The sequence below is a fragment of the Anaplasma ovis str. Haibei genome (assembly GCF_002214625.1).
In the GTDB taxonomy this organism is placed as follows: Bacteria; Pseudomonadota; Alphaproteobacteria; order Rickettsiales; family Anaplasmataceae; genus Anaplasma; species Anaplasma ovis.
Window position 1 is genome coordinate 993,031 of sequence record NZ_CP015994.1, and the last position, 25,243, is coordinate 1,018,273.

The 25,243-nt window shown below is 49.7% G+C and carries 20 protein-coding genes and 2 tRNA genes; 13 read left to right on the plus strand and 9 right to left on the minus strand.

Annotated elements, in window-relative coordinates:
- Window positions 1–127: 127 nt before the first annotated feature.
- On the plus strand, window positions 128–2,173 hold the full coding sequence (locus tag AOV_RS04170; RefSeq protein ID WP_075139386.1) for a pentapeptide repeat-containing protein: 2,046 nt from the start codon (window positions 128–130) through the stop codon (window positions 2,171–2,173).
- Window positions 2,174–2,310: 137 nt separating this feature from the next.
- Here the strand turns inward: AOV_RS04170 and AOV_RS04175 are convergent, their stop codons facing one another.
- A complete protein-coding gene (locus AOV_RS04175) occupies window positions 2,311–3,561 on the minus strand; it encodes an iron-containing alcohol dehydrogenase (protein WP_075139385.1) in 1,251 nt (416 codons plus the stop codon).
- 249 nt (window positions 3,562–3,810) lie between these two features.
- Here AOV_RS04175 and AOV_RS04180 point away from each other — a divergent pair, with 249 nt between their 5' ends.
- Complete coding sequence (locus tag AOV_RS04180) at window positions 3,811–4,536, plus strand: F0F1 ATP synthase subunit A (protein WP_233497130.1); 726 nt, start codon at window positions 3,811–3,813, stop codon at window positions 4,534–4,536.
- A gap of 108 nt (window positions 4,537–4,644) precedes the next feature.
- Here the strand turns inward: AOV_RS04180 and AOV_RS04185 are convergent, their stop codons facing one another.
- Window positions 4,645–5,229, minus strand: coding sequence for a hypothetical protein (locus tag AOV_RS04185; protein WP_075139383.1), 585 nt, complete (start codon window positions 5,227–5,229; stop codon window positions 4,645–4,647).
- A 555-nt stretch (window positions 5,230–5,784) separates the two neighbouring features.
- Between AOV_RS04185 and AOV_RS04190 the strand changes: the two genes are divergently transcribed.
- From AOV_RS04190 to AOV_RS04200, 3 genes are read left to right on the plus strand one after another with little or no spacing between them, the layout of a single operon-like run.
- A complete protein-coding gene (locus tag AOV_RS04190; RefSeq protein ID WP_012880407.1) occupies window positions 5,785–6,009 on the plus strand; it encodes a F0F1 ATP synthase subunit C in 225 nt (74 codons plus the stop codon).
- A 6-nt stretch (window positions 6,010–6,015) separates the two neighbouring features.
- Window positions 6,016–6,516, plus strand: a complete 501-nt coding sequence (locus tag AOV_RS04195; RefSeq protein WP_075139382.1) for a F0F1 ATP synthase subunit B family protein — start codon at window positions 6,016–6,018, stop codon at window positions 6,514–6,516.
- Window positions 6,517–6,518: 2 nt separating this feature from the next.
- Window positions 6,519–7,010: a hypothetical protein gene (locus AOV_RS04200; RefSeq protein WP_233497131.1), complete on the plus strand. Its 492-nt coding sequence runs from the start codon at window positions 6,519–6,521 to the stop codon at window positions 7,008–7,010.
- A gap of 93 nt (window positions 7,011–7,103) precedes the next feature.
- Here AOV_RS04200 and ftsA read toward each other — a convergent pair whose 3' ends face one another.
- Entirely contained in the window at window positions 7,104–8,351 is a 1,248-nt protein-coding gene (gene ftsA, locus AOV_RS04205; protein ID WP_117374480.1) for a cell division protein FtsA, read from the minus strand.
- Between the two features lie 57 nt (window positions 8,352–8,408).
- Entirely contained in the window at window positions 8,409–9,950 is a 1,542-nt protein-coding gene (locus AOV_RS04210; RefSeq protein ID WP_233497243.1) for a TrkH family potassium uptake protein, read from the minus strand.
- A gap of 164 nt (window positions 9,951–10,114) precedes the next feature.
- Here AOV_RS04210 and AOV_RS04215 point away from each other — a divergent pair.
- From AOV_RS04215 to secA, 4 genes are all read left to right on the plus strand, one after another.
- A tRNA-Ser gene (locus AOV_RS04215) sits at window positions 10,115–10,199 on the plus strand.
- Window positions 10,200–10,226: 27 nt separating this feature from the next.
- Window positions 10,227–11,561 carry a tRNA lysidine(34) synthetase TilS gene (gene tilS / locus AOV_RS04220; protein ID WP_075139379.1) on the plus strand — a complete coding sequence of 445 codons (1,335 nt, stop codon included), beginning with the start codon at window positions 10,227–10,229 and terminating at the stop codon, window positions 11,559–11,561.
- A 12-nt stretch (window positions 11,562–11,573) separates the two neighbouring features.
- Window positions 11,574–13,406: an ATP-dependent zinc metalloprotease FtsH gene (ftsH, locus tag AOV_RS04225; protein ID WP_075139378.1), complete on the plus strand. Its 1,833-nt coding sequence runs from the start codon at window positions 11,574–11,576 to the stop codon at window positions 13,404–13,406.
- A gap of 194 nt (window positions 13,407–13,600) precedes the next feature.
- Entirely contained in the window at window positions 13,601–16,219 is a 2,619-nt protein-coding gene (gene secA, locus AOV_RS04230) for a preprotein translocase subunit SecA (RefSeq protein ID WP_075139377.1), read from the plus strand.
- Between the two features lie 66 nt (window positions 16,220–16,285).
- On the opposite strand, the gene AOV_RS04235 is transcribed toward secA, so the two are convergent.
- From AOV_RS04235 to AOV_RS04250, 4 genes are all read right to left on the minus strand, one after another.
- Window positions 16,286–17,026: an MlaC/ttg2D family ABC transporter substrate-binding protein gene (locus tag AOV_RS04235; RefSeq protein WP_233497132.1), complete on the minus strand. Its 741-nt coding sequence runs from the start codon at window positions 17,024–17,026 to the stop codon at window positions 16,286–16,288.
- A gap of 21 nt (window positions 17,027–17,047) precedes the next feature.
- Window positions 17,048–17,941: a cation diffusion facilitator family transporter gene (locus tag AOV_RS04240; RefSeq protein WP_075139375.1), complete on the minus strand. Its 894-nt coding sequence runs from the start codon at window positions 17,939–17,941 to the stop codon at window positions 17,048–17,050.
- 18 nt (window positions 17,942–17,959) lie between these two features.
- Window positions 17,960–18,032, minus strand: a tRNA-Val gene (locus AOV_RS04245).
- Window positions 18,033–18,167: 135 nt separating this feature from the next.
- The gene (locus AOV_RS04250) at window positions 18,168–18,830 is read right to left on the minus strand and encodes a heme exporter protein CcmB (protein WP_075139374.1); all 663 of its coding nucleotides are present in this window, start codon (window positions 18,828–18,830) and stop codon (window positions 18,168–18,170) included.
- A gap of 100 nt (window positions 18,831–18,930) precedes the next feature.
- Between AOV_RS04250 and AOV_RS04255 the strand changes: the two genes are divergently transcribed.
- Window positions 18,931–19,344, plus strand: coding sequence for a TraR/DksA family transcriptional regulator (locus AOV_RS04255; RefSeq protein WP_075139373.1), 414 nt, complete (start codon window positions 18,931–18,933; stop codon window positions 19,342–19,344).
- Between the two features lie 437 nt (window positions 19,345–19,781).
- Here AOV_RS04255 and bioD read toward each other — a convergent pair whose 3' ends face one another.
- A complete protein-coding gene (gene bioD / locus AOV_RS04260; protein WP_075139372.1) occupies window positions 19,782–20,465 on the minus strand; it encodes a dethiobiotin synthase in 684 nt (227 codons plus the stop codon).
- A gap of 77 nt (window positions 20,466–20,542) precedes the next feature.
- Between bioD and ftsY the strand changes: the two genes are divergently transcribed.
- The 3 genes from ftsY (at window position 20,543) to recJ (ending at window position 25,099) form a co-directional block, all read left to right on the plus strand.
- A complete protein-coding gene (gene ftsY / locus AOV_RS04265) occupies window positions 20,543–21,460 on the plus strand; it encodes a signal recognition particle-docking protein FtsY (protein ID WP_075139371.1) in 918 nt (305 codons plus the stop codon).
- Window positions 21,461–21,761: 301 nt separating this feature from the next.
- Window positions 21,762–23,198, plus strand: coding sequence for an isocitrate dehydrogenase (gene icd / locus AOV_RS04270; RefSeq protein ID WP_075139370.1), 1,437 nt, complete (start codon window positions 21,762–21,764; stop codon window positions 23,196–23,198).
- A gap of 140 nt (window positions 23,199–23,338) precedes the next feature.
- Window positions 23,339–25,099 (plus strand): single-stranded-DNA-specific exonuclease RecJ, encoded by a 1,761-nt coding sequence (gene recJ, locus AOV_RS04275; protein WP_075139369.1) that lies wholly within the window; start codon window positions 23,339–23,341, stop codon window positions 25,097–25,099.
- Window positions 25,100–25,243: the final 144 nt, after the last annotated feature.

Below are 25,243 nucleotides of genomic sequence, written 5' to 3' on the forward strand. Positions count from 1 at the left end.
ACCAAGCGGCAGCACGGCGCGCGTATATGTGCCTTTCAATGTAGGTGATCGTACGTGAGTGGGGTTAATACTTTGTGAGTTTTTGCCTCCTACAATGTTGGAGCATGTGGGTTGGTTTTGGGTTTGTATGAGAAAAGCAGACATAAACGTGGGCCGCTTGTTTTTTCCCTCGAAAAAACTGGCTTGGGTCGCAGTTGTGTGCGTACTCTTATCAGGGACCTTTCCCCACAACAGCAGCGCACAGGCAGAAAAGCAAGAGGACCCCAGGCAGGCTTTTGTCAGGGACACCGAAAGTCTGAAGAAGACCTCATACACCAGACGTGATTTTAGAGAGTTCATCGTAAAGTGCAACGCTAAGGGGGTTGCCCCAAATTTTAAAAAGGAGTTCGGCAGTAACCTTGCTGGGGCAGATTTTAGCGAGCTGGACATGCGGGGTGCAGTTTTTGAGGATGTTAACCTCGTTCAGGCAAATTTTAGGCACAGCAACATTTCCAGCACGACATTTTCTGGATCAGACATGCGTGGGGCCAACTTTTCGAATACTGATCTGAACAGGTCTCAGTTCGAATCAGTAGATCTCAAGTTCGCCAACTTTGCACTTGCAGATCTCAACGAAGTCAAAATTAGCTCCTCCGAAATCAGTTATGCGTCTTTCCTTGGCGCAGACATGCAGGCTGCGGTAATCAAGGACTCGCAGGGGTTGCATACGGCATTCACAAATGCTGACCTCGGTGCTGTGTCAGTGCTGAACTCAAACATGAGCAATGCAAACTTTCAGGATATAGAAGCAACCGGCATATTGATACAGAATAGCGATCTGACGTCCGCAAGGCTATTTGGCGCCAACTTAAATGGCGCGAGAATACAAAACTCCGTACTAAAGGGTTCTATCATGTACGGAGTACGCATGAATTTTGCAGACTTCACGGGGAGTGATTTGAGCAACGCAAACATGGAGATGGTCAGCATTCACTCCGCGAGTCTGCACAACACAAACTTGAGCAATACTAACATGTACTCCGCCGATATCTATCACACTGATATGCGAAACGCCAATCTAAGTGGCGCAATTTTGGGCGGCGCGGTAATAGTTGGGGTAAATCTGCACAATGCAGTACTGGCAAGGGCCGAACTGAAGGGCACGGCAATATCTGAATCCATTTTAACAGAATCTGACATGAGAGATGTTACACTTGATGCTGGTAGCATTTCTGACAGTACACTCGGGCTTGCCGTGTTGAGTAGAGCAAAAATTAGCAATTCTGCAATTTCGCGGACTGGCATGGCATCAACTTTTGCGCACACTGCAAGTTTGGACAAAGTCACCTTGGAAAAGGTTGACCTAACAAACGCAGTACTGAGCGGGGTCAAGACGTCGCAATCTGTGTACAACGACGTAAACGCCAGTGGAATGATATGGTATTCAGCCGAGTTGTATGATGTCATAATACACGGCACTCTGTTACGCAATTCCGTGTTTGCCAATAGCAAGTTAGGGAAAGTAAGTATATCGGCAAGTAACGCGACAAAAGCCAGTTTTATAGAGTCAGAATTTGTTGGCACGAGCATATATAGGGGCGTTCTGGCTGGATCTAGTTTTCAAGACTGCACATTCGTTAACACTGTTATTATGGAAAACGACACGGTGCCGAGCGCTAGTGGCGCTGTCACATCGGAAAGGGAACTGCAGGCGTTGCTCAAGCGTGAAAAAGTGCTTGATGTAAACTACTCGTATCTGGACTTCAGCGGCATGCAATTACATGAAATAGATTTTTCTAATTCCCGCCTAGCAGGTACCAACTTTCATGAGGCACAATTACACAACGTAAACTTCTCTAAAGCGGACCTTTCCTCTGCAGATTTTACCGACGCATCCCTGGTGAAGGTAAACTTTACGGAATCTAACGTTAGTAGAGTAGTCTGGCCCGATGGGAAAATGGTCCGACAAGGGGAAAGCGTAGCGCAGCACAGCGCCGATGGTGATACCAAGGCTACTGGTCAGGCAACTGAGCAGCAGAGCGAGGCTTCCAGCCAGGACGAGCACAAACAAAAGGATAGTGCGCAACAGCCAGGCTCTAAGTCTGGTGAGAGCGATGCCGCGCAGGAGAAACCCGTAGGTTCGGGCGGTGGACCTAGTCACGCCGGCGGAGAAGCGCCAACAACGAAGGATTGAGTCGCACAAGTGACTCTGAAGCAAAAAAGCCCAGTCGCAGATAACGCACCATTTGCACGGACGCTCAGCACTAAGGTTGGGGGGACGCGAGATATGGCAGTCACGTTGGCCTTTGGGCCCCGCACCACAATTTCAGGTCACATTACCGGAACTTGCGCGTGGTGAGCAATGTCGAGAAATGTAAACCTATCTCTCGTGGCGAATGCCAAATTTGCTACTTCACCATACTCTGCAGCAGTCCACCCAACATGCTCGGGCAGATATGGGCTTTTTAGGTCATGCAGAATTCTCTCCAGTAGTGCAGGGTCAATGACCTCTGCTCTGACCCTCTCAGAGATATATTGCCACTTTTCACCTATTACGTGGTTTAGACTCTCTGCGGTTTCGCGGTCTACAGACTTCCGCAGCAGCACGTCATAAAACTCTCGCGCTCGCTCCACACCAAAATACTGTTGCAGTGAACGGCCATCAATGCGAGTTTGCACAAGTTGCGGTTGCATGTTGCACATTCTCTTTTGTAGTTTCGCCAGCACCACCGTGGCAACCCCCACCCTTTCTCCGTGCAGCAAGTTGTAGTCGTCTAGAAGCTCGGTAGCGCAGGCCAATATATGCTCCCCTTGGCTGGCAGACTGGCTCCCCCCAGCTATTATCATACCAACACCGGACAGGAGCAGGGCCTGCATAAGCAACATTATGGTATCGACATCTCTGTCCACAAGGCCTTGGTAGCCCTCTATGAGGGCACGTTCTACATCTTCGCTGATGAGAAAAGGCAACTCATTATATTGAGTACCTAGCAATACATGCGAAAGTAACCAGTCTGCACGCGCTGTTGAGCGACAAATAAAATCTGCAAAGCCGCTATTTATCATTCGTACCGGTGCGTTGGCCAGAATGTCTATATCTATGTAGATGGCGCGCGGCAGCTGGCCAGCAAAGGATTTTTTTGTGCCATTTTCAATCGTGATGGAAGCATTGGGGGAGGTATATCCATTCATGGAAGGAGCGGTTGGAAACAGTATGTATTCCTTGCCTTCAGTCTTGCTAACATATTTGCACACATCATTTATTGACCCGCTTCCAAGAGCAATAATGAAATCTGCACTTTTAGATGCATGCTTTACGCAGTCAACCAGGGCGGTGGAAGCGCAATATTCTCCTTGAATTGTATAGTGATTAAAGGAATTTAACACTGCACTACTTATGAGTTTTGCAGTGTTTGAGTCAGCAACCAAAAGCGCCCTACCCGCATGGTTGGATGCTATATCTGGAAGGCTGGCTAGCATACCTTGGCCCACATGTATGGCTTCAGTAACGTACTCGGCGACCTCGGCATACCCGCCAGCAACAATATGTGGCAGAGCCATGTTTAGAAACTGAGCAGTCATGCACCATAACGCCGGCCAAAACCCATGTAGCGAGTATACATCCAGCAGCAGCGCATAGCAAAGGATATGCCCTACTGCCCAACCTATATCTGGGGCACACAAAACCAGTGGTAAGTCTGCTGGGATACCCCCTTAACTCAGTACGAACGTCCTTGTTCAGCCTGATTGGCCACGGTGACGACTTTAGTTGACTAGAGCCATATTCTGAGTGATACTGCCCAACGTAGTCTACATTGCCTTAGGTGTAGTTTGAGTCCGCTGGAGCAGTTCAGAGTAACAAAGTTGCTCGACATACCCGCTTTTTGGGGAATAGACCTGAGTTTCACTAATTGCTCGCTCGTCATGGTGCTTGCATCTGTGGGCTCCATATTGTTTTTGTGTTGGGCGCTTAGAAAGGTCAACGTCGTTCCAGGGCCTGCCCAAACCGCGGTGGAGCTAATTTATGGCTTTGTGGCCAACACCCTTGAAAGCAACGCTGGCGCAGAAGGTCTACGTTACATACCCTTGGTTATGACCACCTTTCTGTTCGTGTTGGCGTGCAACCTAGCGGGAATATTGCCATTTGGGTTCACCGCAACCAGCCACCTATCCGTCACTCTGGCTTTGTCGCTTGTCGTCTGCACGGCCGTTACAATAATCGGGTTTAGGCACCAGGGGCTGCACTTTCTCAGGATATTCCTGCCCGAAGGTACGCCGCTGTGGCTGGCTCCTATGATGGTTTTTATAAAGCTGTTCGCGTACTTGGCACGGCCGGTAAGCCTTGCAATACGTTTGGCAGCAAACATGATCGCCGGTCACACCATAATCGCGGTCATTGCGGACTTCGTGCTTAAGATGCACCTCGTACTGGCACCTATGCCGTTTGCGTTCATAATGGCCCTGATAGCATTTGAGATCTTCGTTGCTGTGTTGCAGGCATATATATTCACCGTACTTACAACCGTATACCTGTCTGACGCTGTAGCTAGCCACTAAGGCACATGAGCACCGAGCCAGCCATGCGCAGGTGTCAGGCGCCGGAATTCTGTGTACGTTGCACAAGCAGCCAGAGACTACGGCCCGACTTTGGTTAGCACCCACACATCATGTAGACCTTCCTTCTGCCGGGATGCCGGGATCCCGCGACACTCTAACGTTATTCAAGCACGTTTGGACCCGCCCGTTACCACCATCGCTGGAGCCACAACCTCCATTCGCAGAATCGTAGCCAGAGCTCTGCCGAGCTCCCCCAGCTGCCGCTGGACCCTGCACTTGTGACTGCGTAGCGGGTCCTGGCCCAACATCTGTAGGAGCTCCCCCTCCCCCAGGAGTGAGCTGCGCACCCATGGCAGGCAAGGGTGCTTCCAACTCTGAATACACAAACCCAGCGTGGTCACGACGAGCACGGGCCACCGCGTATTGGGCATGCAATATCGCACCCACGGTCAACACAGCACTGGTATTAGCTCCCAGAGCTGCACCGAGAGCGCCAGCTACAACTCCATAGGTAACCATGCTAGTGGTACAATGCAATACGGCCTTATCAAAATTTGCACTGCATTCATGCTGCGCTTCATCATCCTCTTCAAAAGCAACTTCAGCAACTTCAGCAACAGCTTCGGCCATTCCGTCAGCAAGAAGATGAGCGACAGTGAATGCGAGCGCTCCTACAATAATTGGTAAAATCATACAAATTCCTCATTGATGAGTGCCACACAAAGCTTGCGCGTGAGCCCCATACTGCAACACCACCCCTGGCGCACGCGCCAACCCAAGACGGCCGCCACCCATGAAGCATTTGGAGATGAATACAGGTAACCACGCACACGTACAGCCGGGCAGTATATCCCCCCCCCCCTTCAATGTCAACCACGTTGCATTCATCCCATCAACCAAACAGTGTGTTGTTGCTAGACGGTAATTCACGCATTATCCGACATCTCTTAACCCTTGCGTGCTACAAACCCATGCTTGGCCATCTGACCGCAACACTAACTGTGGATGCACCCACCACAAGGAAAAATGCAACGCTGCCTGGTAGCGAACAATGGCTCTACTCCCACCAATTCCACGGTACTCACGACGTTAAAACGCAAGTGCCTCGTCTACAAGGCCCGCCCAACGTTCATGCTCTCAGGTGGCACATCTGGCAAATTCCCCACTGTACAACAGTCAATTACTAATTGACTTAGCATTGCAAGCCCTTATAATCTGTAGGGTTGAAGTTTGCACTGGTGGTGGTTTATGGACTCCTTGAGGTTTGTGGCCGTTGGGCTGAGCGTCCTGGGTATGGTGGCGTCTGCACTTGGCGTTGCAGCTGTTTTTTCGGCCATGCTCAATGGCATCGCTCGAAATCCGGAGACAGAGGACAAGCTAAAGAAATACGTCTACACAGGCGCCGCCTTGGTTGAGGCTATGGGCCTGTTCTCGTTCCTGCTAGCACTACTTCTGATATTTGTGGCCGGATAGCCAGCAATGGGCACCGTACCCCAGTTAGACTTCTCAATATACCCCTCGCAGGTGGTATGGTTTTTCTGCGCGTTTTTCTTGCTCTATCTCGCAGTCAGGTGGGTCGTTCCCAAAGTTGAGGGCGTCATGGGTAGGAGGCACGCTACAGCCAGCAAGTCTTTAGAGGGGGCTTCTGATGTTTGTAAGGCTATAGAGATAAAGCTGCTTGGGCAACGGAAAGCGCTAGAGGATGCAGACCTCAAGGCTGGAGACACGGTGAAAAAGGCGCTGGCTGAGGTCTCGCTGTGTGTTGAGGAGGCTCGCTCCCTGTTGGACAGGGAGGTTGGTGCTATGCTCGAGGTGGCGGGACAGCGTTTAGAAGAACTGCAGCAGAATGCTCGTGGCGAGCTGATTGATCTCTCCGCTGAGGTTGCGTTTATGTACTACGCTAAGGTACGTGGCCATAATGAGGCGAAAAGGGCCGCGCTGAAGAAGTTAGCCACCAGATTATACGAGGGAAAGTTATGACTATGAGCACTCATTTGATAGTTGACCTTGCTTTTTGTGTGGGATTTGCGTTGGCTTTCAACCCCGCCAGCAGGTTTGTGAGGCGGTTTTTGTCAAAACACTCAGGTTCAGTAGGCGGTGTCGTGGAGAAGTCAGCCGATCTAGAGGGTAAATTGGAGCTAATGCTTCATGACATATCTAGAAAGGAGCATGAGGTCGATTTAGCAGTGGCCGATATGCTCCGCAAGTCTGAGGAGCAATACAGGACCATGGTGCAGAACGGGAAAAAAGAGATAGAAGAAATGCTTGAGGCCCAGATTAACTTGGCAACAGAGCGAGTTGCGCTCGAGGTTGACAACTTTGTCAAGTCTCTGAGGCTCGCCGCGGTTGACGCAGCTTCTGGCGCCGCACGCAGCTTGCTAAGGGAAGAGCTAGAGGGCAAGGAGCGCGGTGACGGCAGTGATGTAGCCCCCTCACCGGAGCATGATGACGATATAGCGAAGAAGCTACACTAAGCGGTCGTCTTGTAGCCACAGTACGCGGGGTGCGCGGTTGCGGGTAGGCGCTCATCCAGTGCGGCTGTTGTTGCGACTGTGCCCATACGGGTGTTATGCGTCGCTCTTGTCCGTGATCCACTTCTTCAGCATCCTACGTATTCTTCCGCCGTATGACGGGTTGTGAGCCTCACCCACTCCCTTGCCGTAAAAGCTGTGCGCTACTAGTAGGGTAGTACCGACAGCCGCAGAGAATATTGGATTTCTGTCATACTCTTTGCCCATACCATGAATTTGGACAGGCAGACCAATCCTTACCTGCTTGTTCAAGATATAACTGGCAACCTCCCGGATACTGGCCAGGTTGCTACATCCTCCCGTTATCACTACTTTACCAACAACGTTCTGTTGCCTGTCCATCTCTTCTTTTACCAACTCGAGAATCTCCTCCACTCTTGGGCGAATAATGTTAGTCAAATCAGACTTCATTACGGAGCACTTATCTTCGTTACCATCTTCGGTTTCAATAGCGTAGTCTTTATCAGCCGAGGTGAGCATTACGTTCCCATGCAGCACCTTCATGCGCTCGGCATCCTTAACACTTATACACAATCCGTACGCTATATCCCTGGTTATGTGCATTCCACCCAAGGGAATCGTACCTGCGTGCACGAATTTGCCCCTATCAAACATCCCAATAGAGGTGTAATTCCCCCCTATGTCAAGAATCATGGTTCCCAGCTCTTTCTCATCCTCCGTGAGGCAAGCCAACCCTGACACATACGGTTCCGCAACACAGCCCCCCATGCTCAGGTTGTTATCAGTGATGCAATTCTCGATGTTGAGAAGGGCCAGCTTCGAAGCGGTAACCACGTGCATGTCAGCACGTAACTGCCTACCATACAGCCCTCTTAGTTCCGTAACATCGTTGAGGTCATCCAAATGATAAGCTATTGGAATATTGTGGACCACTATGTCATCCCTAGAGAATTTCTCATACGTTTGAAGCATGATCCTGCGTATGTCGCGATCTGATATCTCGTGTACTGTAGAACGCATTTCGTTCGAGATATTGTGCGACGCAATGTTGCACCCGGACACATTGACGTACACCTGGTTCATTGTGTGCTCAGACACCTGCTCTGCAGCATCTATACTGGACAATATGGAGTATCCTGCATGCTGCTTGCTGGCAATCGCACCACCATTAACGCCGTCAGCAGCTTTATATCCTACCCCCATAATTTCAGGTACACCGTCGCTACGTACTTTCACAGCGAGGCACACCATTTTTGTGGAGCCCATATCTAAAACTGCAAATACGTTCTTCCGGGGCTCCGTCATCACAGCAGAATGCAACACAACCGATACCCCTCCACCCCGGAGCAATCTACGACAGTCCGGGTTCATCTTATATGGTTATCGGAACATATCAAGCATTTTCGCGCCCTTACGAACCACCGGCAAGCGCCTTGCATCGCTTTGCAGTAGAGAAAGCAGAAGTACAAAAACTGGGACAAGCTCTAGTCGTCCGATCAACATCAGCACCGTCAACACAAACTTGACGGTTGTAGACAAAGAAGCATACGTGCCATTTGGTCCAATGACCTCGCCTATGCCCGGCCCTGTATTCGCAAAAGTTGATGCAACAGACGTTACAATTGTTGCCAAGTCGCTCTCACTCCAGGCGACAATAATGCACGCAATGCAAAATACAAAGACATACATAAAGAAAAATGCGCCAGCTTCGGGGAGGGCACTCCCCTCCCGTACTACCGGTTGCCATTGCCTATAAGCCGAAGTAAGCGGAGCTCGCATAAGCATGTTTCTAACGTACCTGTACCCACCGTGCACCAGGATGACAATCCTATGCATTTTGAGGCCGCTGTTAGTGGAGCCGGAGCACCCTCCACATAGAGTCAGAATTGTCCCAGTAACAGCTAAGAAGCCCCAAGTACTATAATCGCAGTTGGCAAACCCAGTAGAAGTTGCTAGCGAAACAAGTGTAAAGGTTGAGCGCCGCAGTACCTCAGGAAACTCCGCCTCAGGAAGCACGTTCTTACCGTATAGGTTAATCGCACCTAATAGCGAAAACACCGCCAGTATGCATATAAAGACAACAAACTGCTTGGATCGAAATCTGCCCTCAAGCACCAACCGTAGATACACTACAAACGGGCAGGAGGACAGAAGCATGAAGACGATGGCGATGATTTCAATTGCAGCACTGTCAAAGTAGCCCAGCGAGCTGTCGTAGTTCGCGAATCCACCTGTGGCAACCGTACTCATAGCGTGGCATATCGCGTCAAACACAGACATACCAGCTATTTTGTAGGCACCTGCACACAATACTAGCAACACAGCGTATACGCAAGTAATGTACAGCACAGTTCTGAAAACACTAAACTTGAACTGTTGCGGCACTGTAGGAGATTCAACACCGTAGATATCCTTAAGCCCAACAACTTTCAGGCATGGTAACAGCAACACACCGATGGTTATAACTCCCAACCCACCAATACAGTTTAGCATCGCGCGCCACAGCAGTATTCCCGGCGATTTTGCTTGTAGATTAGAGAGCACCGTAGCACCAGTAGTGGTGAGCCCAGACATGGCTTCAAACAGCGCGTCAACGTACGGCAACCTGGTTGTCTCCGAGACAAAAAAGGGTATTGCGGCTAGGACCGGTAGTATAGTCCACACAGCACAGATGAGATATACAGTTTCATGCCGCCCTATGGGGCCAGACTTCCCACCGTGCAGGCACACTGACCCAACAATAGCAGACACCGAAAAGGCAGTGGCAAAACTTTCCCAGTCTCCTCCTCCCATGCAGAAGTCCACAGCCATTGGAACCAGGAGGAAAAGCGCAAACAGTAGGGAGAATGCCCCCTGAATGAAAATAAGGGCACGGCAATGCGTCAGGGATGTACCACACGCCTCGTTGCGCACAACAGCCACCAAAATGCACTGCGCGACATCCTAGCGCAGATGCAGCACCCCTGGACCACGCGCCTCTAGGCGGATCCTACCATAACAAATATCTCACGTCTATGAATAATACATACGGGTCATGTGAGTCCAAATTTGTGCGCATGCGCGCCTTTTTCTGTTACAATCAGCACGGAGAGATGGCTGAGCGGTCGAAAGCGCACGCTTGGAGAGCGTGTACACAGCAATGTGTCGGGGGTTCGAATCCCCCTCTTTCCGCGTTTTACCCCACATGGAACAGTAAAGTTGGAGTTTGAAGCCCTAAAAAAGCTCGATAGCCTAGATCTGAGTGATTGCTACGCCGTTGCGGTATCTGGTGGCGTGGATAGCATGACATTGTTGAATCTCGTAGCGACATTCCACAAAGCGCAAGCTACAGGCCGTCCAACCGTGCTGACGGTAAACCACGGGTTCCGCGCTGAGGCAGATTATGAAACGCGCTTTGTACAGAAGCAAGCCACGGGGCTTGGGTTAGATTGCGAAATACTTAGCTGGAACAAGCGTCGCGCATCTAGCAAGTCTCAGGAAACCGCTAGGGAGATTAGATACAGCCTGCTCCACCAGTGGTGCGTGGAGCACTCAGTCAAATTTCTACTTACCGCACACAACAAGAGCGATCAGGCAGAAACTGTACTCATGCATTTAGAGCGTGGTAGCGGCATTGACGGGCTGTCTGGAATGCATGAGCGATCTATCTTCGGGGATATTACCATTTGCAGGCCCCTACTCAGTTTTACTAGACGGGAAATTTTGGAATATGCAACGCAAAAACAACTATCCTGGGTGGAAGATCCGAGCAACCAGAATCCCAAATATAGAAGAACGTTTTTTCGCAACTTAATAGCGGAGAGCAAAAATCCTGGCGTCATTATAGATAGACTATGCAGGACTACATCACACATGCAAAGGGCGCTTTCTTGCATTTTGCACTATGTGCGGTCTTCGCTTGATTGCTGTTTGGAATTCAGCCCTCTAGGTTTCATCACCATAAAATCGCAGGAATTACGCGGTGTGCCGGAGGAAATTGCATCCAGATTGCTGTTACTGTCGTTAATGGCCATGGGTGGGAAGGACCATAAGCCACGGTATTCTGCTTTCTGGCCAATATTGACAAAAATACGTCAGGGCCAGGATTTTACCTCGCGTACACTATATGGGTGCAAGATACGTAAAGAGCCAGACGGGAATTTCTCGATAGTGCGCGAGCTTGCACGTATAGAGACCAAAACTAGTGTAAGTACAACGGCTGAGACTATTCAGTGGGACCGAAGATTTGCCATAAAGGTAGTGTGCACACACAATGCACCAACCACGTCATACAGCGCTGAGCGTGTACCAGACCCTTCAGAAGAGATACATGGTTTGTACATCACCCCACTGGGCAATGGCCCATTGCCCGAACATCTGATGCATGTTAACAGAGATGTTGCATGCAGTCTCCCGGTGCTCGCCCATGGAGATAAAGTTCTTGCGTACCCTTGGCAAAACCATAATATAGGGGTTGCTCCAGCTATCAGTGTGGAGGAAGTTCTGGTTAGAAGGGGCGTGATTAATCTAATTTGCCATCAGCTTTATCGGTAGGGGTCACTCGTCATGAACTTTAGAAAAGTGGCTGAGGGGTTGATTGTGTGGTCAGCAGTGATTGCCCTCACTGCAGTGCTGTACACCCAGTTTGGTGACAAGATTACAGGCAATAAAGAGCTGCGTGTGCCTTTCTCCGAGTTTCTTGTGAAGCTAGATGCGGGGGAGGTGGAGCATGTTAACATAACAGAGCGCGAAATATCGGGAAAGCTGCGCGACGGCACCAGGTTCAGGACTGGAGGCGTAATATACGATAGTCTGATCAAAACCTTGCACGCCCAGAAAGTTACTTTTGAGTTCTCGTCTGGGGAAACAGTGCTGGGCATTCTGGGAAGCCTGCTTATTTCCTGTCTGCCAATGTTGTCCCTGGTAGCTATATGGTGCATTTTCCTCAAACAAATTCAGGTTGGGGGCAACCGCACGATGAGTTTCAGCAAGTCCCGCGCGAGGCTTATGACTGATAATCGTGGCAAGGTCACTTTTGAAGACGTGGCCGGCATTGATGAGGCAAAAGAGGAGCTTGTAGAGATAGTAGACTTTCTCAAGCATCGGCAGAAGTTTCAAAAGTTAGGTGGAAAGATTCCAAAAGGGTGCTTGCTGATAGGCCCACCGGGGACCGGTAAGACGCTGTTGGCTCGTGCCATAGCTGGGGAGGCAAGTGTTCCCTTTTTTAGTATTTCTGGTTCTGATTTCGTAGAAATGTTTGTTGGCGTAGGCGCCAGCAGAGTGCGAGACATGTTCGAGCAGGGGAAGAAGCATGCACCATGCATAATTTTCGTGGACGAGATAGACGCCGTGGGTCGGCATCGTGGCATAGGTCTTGGCGGGGGTAATGACGAACGCGAGCAAACGCTTAATCAGTTGCTTGTGGAAATGGACGGATTCGAATCCAACGATGGTGTAATCATAATCGCCGCGACCAACCGCCCAGACGTTCTTGACCCTGCTCTTCTAAGGCCAGGTAGGTTTGATCGGCAGGTTACTATATCTATTCCAGATATAAACGGGCGCGAGAAGATTATCAACGTGCACGCTAAGAAAGTGCCTATGGCTCCGGATGTTGATGTCAGAGTAGTCGCAAGGGGAACCCCTGGGTTTTCCGGGGCTGACCTGGCAAATTTGGTCAACGAAGCCGCATTGATTGCTGCCAGGCTTAACAAGAAAGTTGTCACTATGAGTGACTTTGAATACGCCAGAGACAAGGTCATGATGGGCGCTGAAAGAAGATCTATGATTATGACGGATGAGGAGCGCCGCCTTACTGCATATCACGAAGCCGGACACGCAGTAACGGCGTTTCACAATCCCGCCTCTGATCCCATACACAAGGCAACTATCATACCGAGAGGTAGAACACTGGGCTTGGTGATGCGCCTACCAGAAACTGACAGGGTTTCACATACAAGAGAAAAAATGCTTGCTGACCTGGTAGTAGCAATGGGAGGCAGGGCTGCAGAAGAGCTGATTTTTGGATACAGCAAGGTGACCAGCGGCGCATCTTCGGACATTAAGCAGGCCACAGAATTGGCTAGGTCTATGGTTATGAAGTGGGGCATGAGTGATAGTGTTGGTCCTCTCTATCACAACGACGACCGGAATGAGTCGATTTCTGACAACATGGCAAACCTGATAGACGAGGAGGTAAAGTCCATAGTGTCAAAAGCGCTTGAAGAGGCCAGGACCACCCTGGAAGAGCATATTAGCTTCCTACATGTTATAGCAGAAAACCTTCTGGAATTTGAGACGCTGACCGGCGAGGAAATAAGCGATCTGATGTCCGGCAAGAAAATAACCAGGAGTGAAGGGGAAACTAAGCCAATAAAGCGTTCTTTTGTGCAAGACTGATGACGCCGGCTTTGTAGGGGTTACTTTCACCATCGCTGTTGCAGCCACAAATTTGGCTGAGGTTAGCTAGTCACCAGACGAATCTTCCAGCATGTTAATCGTCGAGGGATGTCTGTGGGCTTTTGTCAATTCTGTTGTGCTTTACTCAGCTTGAGCATATAATCCGCGTTCCAGTACCTCTATACGTAGTCCCTATGTTGAGCATGGCAAAGCGGGTGTTCTGGCCGTACAGTTATAGGTCCGGCGGGGCCTCATTTCACAAGATTGTCAAGAACATTAACGCTATGGAGGAAGGGTTATCTGCACTTTCAGATAGCGAACTTGCTTCCAAAACCAGCCATTTCAAAGAATTGCTCGCAAGCGGCCAGACACTTGATGACCTCCTCGTTCCGGCTTTTGCAGTGGTGCGCGAAGCCGCACGTAGGGTACTGAATATGCGCCACTTCGATGTACAGCTTATCGGGGGAATAGCCCTACATAGGTGCATGATCGCGGAAATGAAAACGGGGGAAGGTAAAACATTGGTGGCAACCCTCGCTGCATATTTGGGCGCACTGGAGGGTGCGGGGGTGCATGTAGTCACTGTGAATGACTATCTAGCACGGCGTGACTCCGAATGGATGGGCAACGTATACCGGGCCCTAGGAATGAGCGTGGGTTGCATAACGGGGTCATCTTCGGATGAACAAAGAAGGGCCGCGTACGAGTGTGACGTGCTTTACTCAACAAACAACGAACTTGGGTTCGACTATCTCCGTGATAACATGAAATTCAGTAGGGAATCCATGGTGCAGCGGGGATTTAATTACGCAATCGTGGATGAAGTGGATTCTATTCTGATAGACGAGGCAAGAACCCCGCTAATTATTTCTGGGCCAGTAGAACGTGATAGCGCCCTGTATGGCAGGGTAGACTCATTAGTGCGAGCACTTACACCAGAAGATTATGAGGTGGAGGAGAAAAACAGGTCCGCATTTTTGACGGAAGAAGGAGCGGTTAAGGTCGAAAAAATGCTCCTGTCAAAGGGGCTCATCCCCGCAGGGTCTTCTCTGTATGATACCGAAAACATAGTAATGATGCACTATGTGAGCCAGGCTCTACGTGCCCACAAGTTGTTCGCCGTGAACAAGGACTATATAGTGAAAAATGGCAATGTGGTCATAATTGACGAGTTCACCGGGCGGATGATGGAGGGGCGCAGGTATTCAGACGGGTTACACCAGGCACTGGAAGCTAAAGAGAGGCTTGACGTCAACAGCGAAAATCAAACTCTGGCGTCTACCACATTTCAGAATTACTTCCGCATGTATCGCCGCATTTCAGGAATGACTGGTACTGCGGCAACTGAAGCTGATGAGTTTTTGGGAACGTACAATTTACAAGTCATGCAGATTCCAACCAATGTTCCCGTAAAAAGGGTGGATATGGATGACGACGTGTACTGTACAGAAGAGGAGAAATTTGAAGCGGTAATAGACTTTATAGTAGAGCGCAATAAGCGGTCGCAGCCCACACTGGTGGGCACCATTAGTATAGAAAAGTCCGAACTTTTGTCCGGCATGCTTACAAAAAGGGGAATAAAACATTCTGTACTGAACGCTCGGTACCACGAAAAGGAGGCATACATCATAGCCCAAGCGGGCAGACCCGGGGCAGTTACGATCGCGACTAACATGGCAGGCCGGGGAACAGACATACAACTTGGTGGAAACCCCGAAATGTTGGCGAAAGACGAGCTGTCGGGCATCACATCTGATGAGGAACGCAGCGCAAGGTACGAGCAGCTCGTGGCACAAGCAAAACGTGATAGGGATGTGGTGGTTGAAGCGGGGGGTTTGTGTATTGTCGGCACAGAACGGCACGAAAGCAGGAGGATTGACAACCAGCTCCGTGGAAGATCTGGTCGGCAGGGGGACCCCGGATTGTCCAAGTTTTTCCTTTCCTTGGAGGACGACTTGCTGAGAATTTTTGGCTCAGACAAAGTCAAAGGAATGTTAAAAAAGCTGGGTATGAAGAGGGGCGAGGCAATTCAGCATAGATGGATAAGCAAGGCGATAGAGCGCGCACAGAAGAAGGTGGAGTCCAGAAACTATGACATCCGCAAGTCTCTACTTCGGTTTGACGATGTAATAAATGAGCAGAGACGGGTTGTGTTTGAACAACGCAATCAGGTGCTTGACAACGACACATATGATTTCGCATTCATGTATCACAGCGTGAACAAAGATCTGGTGTCACGCATTATCAAGGACAAATATTACGACCACAACTCGGAAACGTGTGAACCTCTGTTGTTGGAAGTTAAGCGAATATACGGGGTAGAATTGGAGCTTGAAAAGCTGCAAAATTTGGAGACCAAGGAACAGGTGGTAGACTATCTAGACTCGTTCGCCCATGATTTACTAGAAAGGAAAGCTGCAGAGTTCGTCCACAACGGGGAGAACCTCTGGGACTTTGCGGCAAGGCGGGTGTTAATCACGTCTTTGGACCATCTGTGGACCGAGCACTTGTCTGCGCTTGACAGCCTAAAATGCGGCATTAACCTCCGCTCCATAGGGCAGAAAGACCCATTGAACGAATTTAAAATTGAAGCCTTCACCATGTTGAAGCACATGCTGTCCAGGTTTCATGAGATGGTAGTGCAGAAGCTATCAAACATGCGGCTAGAGCGGGATACCGGCCCCGCTACGCAGCATATGTTCGGAGCTGCACGTGGGAGTGGCTCACCATTTAGCGGCATTTCTCGTAATGAGAAGTGCCCTTGCGGATCCGGTAAGAAATTCAAACACTGCCACGGTATTCTGCAACTTTGATCTTTTTCAGAAGTAATGCAACCACCTGGGCCTGCTTCTCGCGCCACACTTAGCATATATGTTAGCCTAGGAAGTGGCACCAGCAGTTTGTGGGCGCAGACCACCTATTGAGTTCATGGGAGCTTTTTCGTTTTCAATCTCAAAGTGAGATATCGCCCCATCTATCCCATATTTTTTTATTATGTCGTCAACTATTGACCGCTGGGTTATGGCAGTGCTGATGAAGTTGTTGATTTTCATATCGCATATCCCAAGTTTGCCGCCATCGACAACGTGGAATTCTATTACAATAAAATCATCGCTGTACCCTCTTCTGGCCAGCCGGACCCTGACCGCGTATGTGCCATCATCAACGAGCCGCACAGACATTATACGCATCACGTGAAATGCATGCATGCGCAACTGCCTGATGTACACACCCCTTATGTAGCGCCCATATGTGCCAACAAACCTTTCGCGCTGCAATGGGTTGGCAGTTTTCCAGTGGCTGCCCATAGCGAACTTGGCAATCCCATTTAAATCAAGTGCACCATTTACGACTTCTTCGAGCAGTGTATCGACGGTTTCCCCGCCTTTCGACACTATGGAATATACGCGCGTCTTGAGAGACTCAATAAAGCCGCAAATCTCCTGGTGATTGCTGCACGTTTCGAAGCGGGTAGTAAACCCTCCAAGAGATACAAGAGATATAAAGGCAAGGCACACTGCCAGAACACAGCCTACATCGGTGTATCTTTTGTACATCAGCACTCTCCTGGGCAGTATGTGCAATGCTATACTACCAGTTGTTATCTTAACATTAACCATTACTACACCAAAAAGCACAGTTCAGCTCGCATCCGAACATTCTCCGCATTCAACCTCTATGGTTACATGGGGTATGCCGAACTTTTCGTTGAGCAACTTCTTTATTGATATCAAAAGTGCAGAGTGTGCTTCATTGCTTATCAGAGGTGTTGGCACCTTCACGTGCATTGTCATTATGGGATAATTGTTGGTCAAAGACCACAAATGAACATGGTGCACGTCGATAACCGCTGGAATGTTGCTGAGAATCGAATCTTTCACCTCTTCAATGTCTATGTTTTCCGGCTTTCCCTCCAGCAAAATATTGCCGGAACTTTTCACTATTTTAAACGCGCTGCAGAACATCATAATGCTAGCAAACACAGACAACAGAGGGTCAACAATTTGCCATCCGCTGAGCATGATAACAATAGAAGACACAACGGCCGCGACAGAGCTTAGTAGATCTCCCAAAACGTGCAGTACTGCACTTTTGATATTTAAATTGTGTTCGTTCTTTCTGTATAGAATCACAAGCACCGTTACATTCGCCACAAGGCCCAGCAGCGCCACCATTAGCATGATTTGCCAGTGTACCTCAACCGGGTAAATGAACCGCTTGGCTGATTCGCAGACTATTAGAATTGCCACCACAAATAAAGAAACACCGTTGACGAATGCAGCCATAACTTGAAATCTGTGGTAGCCATATGACCTGCACGCATCGGATTCTTTCGCGGCAAACTTATATGCAAGCCAACTGAGCGTGAGTGCCACAAGATCTGTAAGCATGTGGCCGGCATCTGAGAGTAATGCAAGTGAGTTTGAAGCCAGCCCTCCTATAACTTCGGCTGCCATTGCCACCGCAACCACAACCATAGAGAGTGCCATCCTCCTGTGCGTACGCGGGCAGAACTCACCATCATAGCTGGACATACGCATCACCCTCGTGAGTGGGTAATACTGGACTCGAACCAGTGACCTCTTGCATGTCAAGCAAACGCTCTACCACCTGAGCTAATCACCCAATGCTTACTACTATAGGCCATGTCCACTAAAAGTCAATTCGCTGTGGCGCCACCAACCCGCAGACCAGAGCATGCATCACGGAAAACTTGCGTGCCAAACAAGTTTTTAAGCTTCACTTCCGGCCCCATTGAAATTAGTCTTTCTCCACAGCCAGACGAACAGCAGCCAGTATAAAAAATACGCTCACGGGCACTATACATAACACGCCTGCCCCCAGTAGGGCGGTTGTTCGGGTAAAGGTGAAATCTACCATGCCTTTAAGACAAAGATGGGAGCACACAACGACCGGTACAATCATAGGGAAGACTAGAATTTGGGCCGTAATCAGCTTTCCCTCACCACCCAAGACCAGAGAGTGCCCAACGGCAGACACACAGTTTACAACCAGCAACCCAACACCAAAAGTCAGCCCTAGGGCAATCGCGTAGTGGAGGCTTCCCCCCAGTATTGTAAGCTGGATTAACGCGGCAGCTACGCTTATAGGCACCGAGATGCACATCCAATGCGCAAGTATTTTTAGGAATATGACAGCCTCTGGTAGTAGGTCTTGTATAAGCAGCTGCTCGAGCACTCCGCCGCGATAATCATCTTCAAGCAGTGCCTTGATAGATGCCTGTGTGACTGACACGCCACAAATCCAGAACAGACAAGGCATGACCTCATTCACGCATGCTGGTGGAAGCACAAAGAGCGCAATGCCCACTATTACCACAAACAGCAGCACAACCTGTGCCGCGTTACCGGCGTTGCAAGACATGATTTTGAGCTCGCGCATTAGCACGCTTCCATGGGACACGATAAGACACTATGTATAATCCCCTAGCAGCATAGTGGTACACCAAATGTTAATCAAGCATTCTTAGGATTTCAGTTATGCGATAACACCGGAGGGTGACGTGTTGCCTAAGTACACCTTGGATGAAGAAGATGAAAACTACATGAATCCCAAGCAGTTGGACTATTTTAGAAACAAGCTAATCGCATGGAAGCAGGCACTGCAGAAGGAATCTGAGGAGAAGGCCAGGGAGGTTTTGCAATCCCACGCGGATGCCGACCTAACCGATATGGCCACCAGAGAGTACGATACGGACTTAACCCTACAAACGTGTAATCGCAATGATGCTTTGACCGTGGAAATCGATAAAGCATTGCAGAGAATTGACGACGGTTTATATGGATACTGCGAAGAAACCGGAGAAAAAATTGGCACCGCAAGGTTGGAAGCAAACCCCGTAACCTTGTATTGCATAGAAGAGCAAGAAAGGCGGGAAAAACAACAAAAACTATATAGCGACGAGGAAGAAGATTAAGGCACTGTTTGACAAAACAGCAACCCGGGGGCGTATGCGCGTAGCACAGCATATTACAGCGCAATAAAACAGTGGGGCCTGCCGCCGGATGTGTGAGCTGCCCCGCCACTATTCCACATGCCTTGCCAATTCCCACGGCGTACGTTACCACTGCCCACAGTGATGCTTCGCTAATAGCATCAACATTGGTGAAGGGCCCCGAGACAGTGGGGTGTGTTGGGTTGGCTGGGGTTGAATACCCCCATGACACCAACACAATTCAGGTACCATTGCCTACAATGAAGTCCACTATTCCCCGCCCTACCAATGCCCACTTTTCGCGTTCACCACACGCATTTACACCTCACCAATGGGTTTGATATTGGTGAAGTGCATCAGGACAGTGGGGTGTGTCGTCTGCCCCGTGGTACGCACACCCCACATGACACCAACACAATTCAGGTGCCATTGCCTACAATGAAGTCCACTATTCCCCGCCCTACCAATGCCCACTTTTCGCGTTCACCACTAACGTGGTCCTGAATGTATGCTGAACGCCCACAATAGGAACGCAGGTACTCTACCAAATCTGTGCAGTATGTGTTATCCGGATCCTTAAGGGTAATCACAACCTTAACCTGCATACCCCTCAGAGCCTCCAAAGCCGTCAACACGTGGCTTATGCTCCCCAAACACGGGTTTGCAACCAAAACTACATCAATACTCAGATCTCTTATCAAATCTATGCAGCTCTTTTCATCCGTGAGTGGAGACATAACCCCGCCAACACCCTCAATTAATATGCGTCCAGGCGCATTTTTGCAACGCTCAGCACAAAACCCCAGAATCTCGCTATAGCTTAGATTAATGCCTGCCATCCTGGATGCGATGTTCGGGGCACGCGGATGGTTTAATCTCCATGGAGAAATTTTATCCACGTTCTCTTGGGTAAAATCATATCCTAAGCTGGCAATAATTTGAAAAGTGTCGCTACATCCTGGACTATCCTCATCGTACCCGCTTACTACCGGCTTAATGGCTTGCACAGTCTCACCAATTCTTCTAAAATTCCAGCACAGTGCTGTGGTGATAAAGGTCTTTCCTACGTCCGTTCCACAGGATGTTACAAAGTGCGCTTGCATTAACGGAAGCTCCCCCCCAAGGTGCCGTGGTGATGGTACCACGTACACAGGGAGTTTCAAGCTGTTGGGTCTAGTTTATGGAATGTGATCAAGGGTTGTTGGGTAGCTTGAAGGACAGCCTGTTGAAAACCTCGTCTAAGCTTAACGCGGGAATCAGAAAGCTGTTCCGGGACGGCCAGAAGGTTGATCAAGAGACTTTAAAGGAGCTGTTACACTTGCTAATATCTACAGACATGGGGCACGAGAGTGCGGCTTTCTTCACACAGAAAATAGCTGGAATGCAGTTTAGTGAGCCCAGCTGCACTCGAGTACGAGAAACACTGGCTGAAGAAATCGAGGCGTTCCTAACCAAGGTTGCCGTTCCAATATCTATAGGGCACAGCCCACAGGTGGTGATGCTATGTGGGGTCAACGGCAGTGGTAAGACTACCACAGCCGCCAAGCTTGCACGCAAATTCCAGCGGGAAGGCAAATCTGTACTCATGGGTGCATGTGACACTTTCCGTGCAGCTGCGGTTAGCCAGTTAAAGATCTGGGCCGATAGAATATCTTGTCCAATCATAGCGGGAGAGGCTGGGGCTGACGCCGCAAGTATAGCATACAAGGCGGTTGATCAGGCCATGCGCGAGAAAATAGATGTGGTACTCATAGACACTGCTGGGCGCCTACACAACCACAAGAACCTAATGGAGGAATTGGCTAAGGTCCGCCGCGTGATAGGCAGGCATGACGAAAAAGCTCCGCATAACACTATAATAGTGCTTGATGCCACAATAGGGCAAAATGCATTCTCTCAGGTTGAGCTCTTTTCAAGTTTTGCGGGAGTGAATGGTATAGTGCTGACCAAACTGGATGGCACGGCTAAAGGTGGCATCGTGCTCAGGATAGCACAGAAGTATGGCATACACATACATGCGGTTGGAGTCGGTGAAGGTATAGATGACTTGAAGGATTTTTCCGCCCGGGAATTTGCCAGAGGGCTCTTGGAAATTTAGCTTTGGGCCGGCACACCGTGTGGGAGTTTGTCCATGCACGCTCTATAAGCAATCCACATAGCAACCCTGCCAATGTTATTTCCACATAAGTTGGTCGTGAGGTCAGCACTGTATGTCTCCTCCTATAGCAGCACCACCCAGCCTAACAAACCAGTACGTGTTAGCACTTGTAGTGGCGCCATAATGGCTAACACTCACCCCACAGAGATGTGCTAGCCGTCTGCGTTACCCACGGTAAGCGTATTTAACTTTCCCATTTGAGTAATATTCGCTATACTCTAGACTCTTTTGTTGGGGGTTTATGTCAGTACCTGTAACCGTGGCATATGGAGATGGGGTAGGGCCAGAAATTATGGAGGCCGTCCTGTTCGTCCTAAAGGAGGCCAGAGCAGATGTTTCCATAGAAACCGTAGATATAGGCCATAGTCAGTATAAAAAGGAGTGGCCCTCAGGCATCGCTCCCTCCGCGTGGGAGTCAATAAGCAGAACTAGGCTGCTTCTTAAGGCGCCTACTATGACCCCGCAAGGTGGTGGGCACAAGAGCCTAAACGTGGCCCTCAGGCAAAAACTTGGGCTTTACGTAAATGTGAGACCCTGCGTTTCTTATTTTCCCGTTGTAGGCACGAAGCACCCAAATCTGGATGTGGTGATAATAAGAGAAAACGAGGAGGACACCTACAGCGGTGTTGAGCACAAGTTGTCTGAAGACACCCATGAGTGCGTTAAGATTTCAACTAGGTCCACCTCAGAAAAAATCTGTGCGTATGCGTTTAACTACGCCAGGGCCCACAATAGAAAGAAGGTTACGTGTTTCGCGAAGGATAACATCATGAAGATGACTGACGGGATACTGCACTCTTCTTTTGACAAAGTAGCCAAGGGCTATCCAGATATTGAAGCAAACTACTATATAGTTGATGTGGGCATGGCCAAGATTGCCAGCAACCCAGAAGATTTTGATGTTGTCGTAACCACAAATCTGTATGGAGACATTGTGTCAGACATAGTGTCGCTCTCTTCCGGGTCTATAGGATTAACTGGTAGTGCAAATATAGGTGATTATTACGCCATGTTCGAGGCAGTGCATGGCTCGGCACCTGATATAGCGGGCCAGAATGTGGCTAACCCCTCAGGATTGCTCAACGCAGCTGTGCAAATGTTAGTGCACATCGGGCAGCTGGACAGGGCCGGGGTGATTCGTAACGCATTTTTGAAGACTTTAGAAGATGGCGTGCATACCGCCGACATATATAACGAGAAAACCAGCCTGCGTAAGGCATCCACCATGGAATTCGCGCAGGCAATAGTGGGAAATCTGGGTGCAACGCCTCAGCGGCTTAAGGGCCTCTCTCTCGGAAAGGAGGCACCAAGCACAGGAAGTCCGGGTTATGTGAGCAGCAACCCCAGAAGGGTGTTGGTGGGTGTTGATGTTACGGTACATTGGGATAAGGGCACTGACATCAAAGAGTTAGTGGGATCTCTCTCAGGGCTCAGTTCAGAGCTGAAATTGCAGCTGGTGTACGCAAAAGGATTGGAGTTGTGGCCTAAGGCCCCATACTCCTATACATACGTTGATCTTGTGTCTTGCAGGTTCTACGCAGAAGGAAAGGAAGAAGAGGGCGTTGACGGCCGGGAGGTTGGGAATCTGCTGCTCAAAATGGAGAACGCTGGCATAGACACAGTGAAGATGGTGAAGCTGTACTTGTACGACGGGGGCCAGGGGTTTTTTACCCCGTAGCAGTTTTGAACCTGAACTCAGCTAAGCTTTCTCTAGGAGTTTGGGATTGTAGTGTGTAGGCCACGTTTGCAGCTGCTCTGTGGTTTGGTACCACAACTTGGAGAAACACAAAGCCGTTTGTAGGTCACCGGGGTTGAGTAGTGCAAGATGTAATAGAGGCAACAGACGCGGTACTGGAGTACGTTGGCGTCGGGGGGGCAACGTGGAGAGTCCATGACGTACCCTGCCGGGATGTGACAACAATTATGCAGCGCTTCGGGCTTTGTGAAGTAGTAGCCAGGGTGTTGGCAACTCGCGGCATTCCCATAGAAGAGATGGAAAATTTTTTGTTCCCTACCTTGAAGCTTCTGCTGCCAGATCCGTTTCACCTGCTAGACATGGACAAGGCCGTAGCGAGAATACACGATGCAATACGTAATGGAGAGAGCATCGCAATTTTCGGCGACTATGACGTTGACGGCGCAACATCCTCTGCCATGCTGTGTAGGTACCTGCGTGGCCTTGAGGTGCGTACAAAAATTTACATCCCTGACCGCATTGAAGAGGGCTACGGACCGAACTCCGCTGCAATGTTAAAACTACGTGAGGAGGGCTATAGTCTCTGTATTACCGTAGACTGCGGCACATTGGCTTACGAACCTATACTAGCAGCACAGTCTGTAAACCTTGATGTCATAGTGGTCGACCACCACATTGGAATCAATACCCTGCCCAAGGCCGTTGCGGTGGTGAATCCGAACAGACTGGACGAATCCTCTGAGCATACATACTTGTCGGCCGTTGGCACATCCTTTTTGTTATTGGTAGCACTACAAAAAACCCTGAGAGAGGCGGGACTTTTTGCGCGTAGAAGCGAGCCGGATCTCATGAACTACCTCGACTTGGTGGCGTTAGGCACCGTTTGTGATGTCATGCCAATGATAAAGCTCAACAGAGCAATGGTCAGGCATGGACTGAAGGTGATATCCGCCCGTAGCAACGTTGGGCTTAGAGTGCTTGGAGATGCAATTGGGATAGAGGAAAAGGTAAGTGTTTATCACCTGGGCTTCAGTATAGGGCCACATATAAACGCCGGAGGGCGGGTCGGCAACGCGAGCTTGGGAGCGCGTCTTTTGTCTAGTGATGACGAAAATGAGTGTGAGAGAATATCCTCCGTGCTGCTGAGCTTGAATGCTGAAAGAAAGGAGCTGGAAAAGCGAAGCCTAGAGGAAGCGTTGCACCAGGCAGAGCGGCTAGTTGCAGCAGGTAATAATGTTATCATGGTTGCGGGAGACTGGCACGTGGGCGTAATAGGGATTGTGGCAGGTAGGCTCAAGGAGAGATTCCATCTACCATCAATAGTGGTATCGCTGAGTGGAAATCTCGGCAAGGCAAGCGCCAGATCTGTTAGCGGCATCGATATAGGAGCGGCAGTGCTCGCGGCAAAACTTGAGCAGTTAATACCTGAGGGTGGCGGACATGCTATGGCTGCAGGATTTTCAGTGTGCGCAGACAAGTTCGAGGCGTTATACTCGTTCTTCCTGGATAGGTTTAAGCACTCCAACATACAGAAAGTCTCATACGCTTGTGGCATATTAACCGCGGGGGCCGTGAATTTCCCGTTGTGGAGGGAGCTGCAAATGCTAGAACCATTCGGCCCAGGGAATCCGGAGCCTAGGTTCATCCTTAAAAATGTGGAAGTCAGAAAACCCGAGGTCATGGGAGGCAGTCACGTTAGGTGTCTAATATCCGGTGACAACGTACTTGTTAAGGGCGTGTGCTTCAAGTGCATAGGCACAGAACTGGGCACAACGCTCCTACAGCGCGGGCGATATGTTCATCTGTTCGGCAAAATTAGCGTAAATCAGTGGCGGGGAAATGAGTACGTACAGTTCATAATAGACGATGCGGCACTGCCGTAGTTGGACAATACTAACGGCGCAATTCCCCAGCAATTTGGTTTCCATGCAGTATCACACAGCAGAAAAGATGCATAAAGCAGGCTCTACGTAGACAAACTGCGCCACAACGCGGCAAGTGGGCGTCTAGCGGTTGTAGACGTCACC